Genomic DNA, 3,085 nt, shown 5'->3' with positions numbered 1-3,085 from the left:
ATGTCCGCCGGAAGCTGCTTGGTGGTGGTGTCCAAGCTGATCCACTGTCCCTGAATGCAGACCTCGTTCCAGGCATGATAATAAAAGGCATTTTTCTGCAAGGTCACGCCTGCGGCGATGGCGGTCGGGATGCCGAGACTGCGGCTGAGGGCGGCGAAAAGAGCGGCGTGCTCGTTGCAGTCGCCGAGGCGGCTGTCCAGCGTGGTCAGCGCGTCAGGCAGGCCGATCACAGGCCGCTTCTCGATGTTTTTATACACCCAGTCGGTCAGCAGTCTGACCTGTTTGACCGGATCGGTCTCGCCGCCGACAATCTCCTTGGCCTTGGCGATGATTTTCGCATCCTCCGCCTGCAGATAGCGGCTGCCGCGCAGATGCTTCTCTTCTGCCCCGCAGTTTTCCTGGCCGTCAGCCTGCGGAGGAAAGACCTCCTTGCGCACTGTCAGCCTGCCGTCCGCGAACTGCTGCCGTCCGCCGTTCAGCTCCACCTTGGCCTCGGCAGGAAAACGGAGCTGATAGACTGCTGCCGCGCTGTCTTCCGGCGGCAGCTTGCCCGAAGGCTGCACCGCCACGGCTGCCAGCAGCTCGTTGCCGCCCGCCTCAATGTTCATCGCCTTGAACTTCGGCTCAGCCTCATAGACAAAGCCCGCAGGCGAGTCCTGCTTGATGATTTTGCCCTGCTCGTCGAGCCAAAAATGGGTGCTTATGCCGGAATAGGACTCGGTGAACTCATGCAGATTGTACACCCGCCCGCCGATCAGCTCCTTGTCCGGCCCTTTGTAGGTGACGACCGATTCGTGCTGGGTCAAAGAGAAGGGATCAAAAAAAGGCACCTTCAGCTTCTCGCCCGCCTTGCTCATTTTGGCCAGCAGATAGCCGCGCTGGTTGAGCGGCAGCAAGGGCGTGTCCGGCAGGGTGACGCTGTCCTTGATCACTGTCCGGCCTGTGTCCAAGGTGAAACGCACGACGCGGCCCTCTGCCTTTCCTTCAGCCTTGGTGCTGTAAAAAGGCGAGGTGAAGGCGAACTGAAAGCTCTTCAGCCGCATCCCGCTGTCCACATCCGCGCTGAGTTCCATGTCCACCGGCTGCACACTGCTGAGCACCTTCAGCTTGAGCGAGGCTTGCTGGTGAATGCGGAAGCCGCCGTCAACCGGACGCACGTCCTCCATCACCCAGCCGATGCGCTTGGTGTTCAGATGCACGCCGTAGTATTGCTGATATTTGGCCTGCACCAAGACAGCCTGCTCGCCGCTGTCCAGCGCGGCGACAAAGAAATCCCGCCGCGCCAGCAGGAGCAGCAGAAGCAGCCAGCCGAAAATGACGGCGTATTTAAACCAGCGGAACGTAATCATGGCGCAAGATCAGGGGAAAGATTCGCAGGGCTGTATGGAAAAGCATACCGCGCCGCTGCCGGGCCGTCAACCTGGCGGCGGCATGCGGCTCAGTCCTGCGGAGCAAGCAGACGGAGAAAACGCTGTTCGTAAAACAGCCCAGCCGGGCCGGTGGTGTGCGGCGTGTAAGGCAGCAGGCCGTCACTGTTTCCGGCGATGCTGTCAAAGCCGCCGATGATCGCGCCCTGCCCGTCAGCAGCGGAAAGACGCAGATCGAGAAGGGGCCGGAAGACTTTGATCATCCCGTCCTTGTCCTGCCGGATGAGCATGTTCTCCCAGCGGCGCAGGCCGTAGCCTTGCAGCCACACGCCCGGCTTTTTTTCGCCGGTCAGAGTGTCGCGCATGACCGGCTTCTCCTCGCTGCCAGCAAGAAAGGCCTCCGCTTCCGCATTGCTCTGCACAGTCAGCGAACTCCACGCATCGGTGTCAGACGAGTAGGTGAGCAGCAGATGCGTGCCCTGATCGTTGAAGCTCCACTGGGCGTGGCAGACCTGACAGGCGACCTTGCCGCCGTATTGCGCATGGGCAGGATGCTGAAGCCGGGGAACAGGATGCTCTTTGCCGTCGGCCCGGCCGGTCAGCATGAGCTGGCCGCCTTCCTGCCGCAGGTTTTTCAGCGGCGGAATCTGGCCGGGCTGGGGATCGTGGCAGGCCGCGCAGCTCACCGCCGCCTGTTTGCCGGACAGCTCCGCGCCGCTGTGGCAGTCAAGACAGGTCAGGCCGCGCTGCCGGTGAATGTCTTGAGCGAGATCGTGCTGCTCCACGCCGTAAGGACGGAGATGCGGAGCCTTGGTGACCTGCGGCGAGCGGAAATCGCTGCCAAGGTCGTGTTCGTGCATTCCGGCGAAATCGCCGCCCACACGGTTGCCGTAATGACAGCTCAGGCATTGCTGCTCGCCGGGCAGGCTGAAGGCGTGGCTGTCGAGTTTGCCGTCTGTTGTGCGCAGATGACAGGCCGCGCAGCCGGTTCCCCGCTGTGTGAGCGGGTAGCTGTCGCCTGCTGTGCCCGGATGGCAGCGCAGGCAGCGGCGGCGGAGCAGGTCGTTGACCAGATCCTCCTTGCTTTGCGGCGGATTATTCGGCTCCGGGATGTCGCGCAGGCTGCTGCTGACCGGTTCCAAGCCGAACTGGCTGCGGATCAGATTGACCTCGTTGCGCAGGGTGAAATGCCCGCTCTGGGCGCAGCCTGCCGCCTGCTCCGCGTGGCAGCGGCCGCAGACAGCAGCCATGCTTTCCGGCGCGGCAGGCCGGGTGCGCAATCCTTGATGAGCAAGCTGGCGGTTGTTCGTGCTGCTGTCGCCCTGATGGCAGTCTGCGCAGGCGAAATCATGCGGCGCGTCAAGCTGCGTCTCCGCATGACAGCCCTGGCAGCCTGGCTGCTGCGGAGCTGTCGGCACGGCGGCCGCCTCCTGCGGCTTGACAGGCGGCGGCGCAGGCACGGCGGGCTGTTTTTCTTCCCGGCAGCTGCTGAGGAGCAAGAGCAGAAAAGCGGTCGGCAGCAGAAAAATCGTTCTCATAAACTTGACAGTATAGCACGAACCTGCTACATAATAAAGTCCAGATTGCCGGAGCGGCGGACATCCCCCGCCGCAGCCCTGCTTTCTTTTGCGCAAGCGAGCAGGCCGACATAGCTCAGTCGGTAGAGCAGCTGATTCGTAATCAGCAGGTCGCCGGTTCAAGTCCGGCTGTCGGCTCCA

2 protein-coding genes and 1 tRNA gene are annotated in these 3,085 nt (G+C 62.5%); 1 reads left to right on the top strand and 2 read right to left on the bottom strand.

Annotated elements, in window-relative coordinates; all coding sequences use genetic code 11:
- Together ACNKID_RS10935 and ACNKID_RS10930 are read right to left on the bottom strand one after the other, a co-directional pair.
- Positions 1 to 1,349, bottom strand: a 1,349-nt coding sequence (locus ACNKID_RS10935; RefSeq protein ID WP_417913464.1) for a transglutaminase-like domain-containing protein, incomplete at its 3' end; no start/stop codon positions are given.
- Positions 1,350 to 1,438: 89 nt separating this feature from the next.
- Positions 1,439 to 2,905: a hypothetical protein gene (locus ACNKID_RS10930; protein WP_417913463.1), complete on the bottom strand. Its 1,467-nt coding sequence runs from the start codon at positions 2,903 to 2,905 to the stop codon at positions 1,439 to 1,441.
- Positions 2,906 to 3,009: 104 nt separating this feature from the next.
- On the opposite strand from ACNKID_RS10930, the gene ACNKID_RS10925 reads away from it, so the two are divergent.
- Positions 3,010 to 3,085, top strand: a tRNA-Thr gene (locus ACNKID_RS10925).

The sequence above is a fragment of the Candidatus Electronema sp. TJ genome (assembly GCF_048287355.1).
Classification (GTDB): Bacteria; Desulfobacterota; Desulfobulbia; order Desulfobulbales; family Desulfobulbaceae; genus Electronema.
Note: the sequence above shows the minus strand (reverse complement) of the source record. Positions and strands in the feature narration are given on the sequence as shown.

Bases quoted from the DNA above. Each gene is read 5' to 3' on its own strand.
- ACNKID_RS10930 (WP_417913463.1), bottom strand. From the start codon at position 2,905: ATGAGAACGATTTTTCTGCTGCCGACCGCTTTTCTGCTCTTGCTCCTC.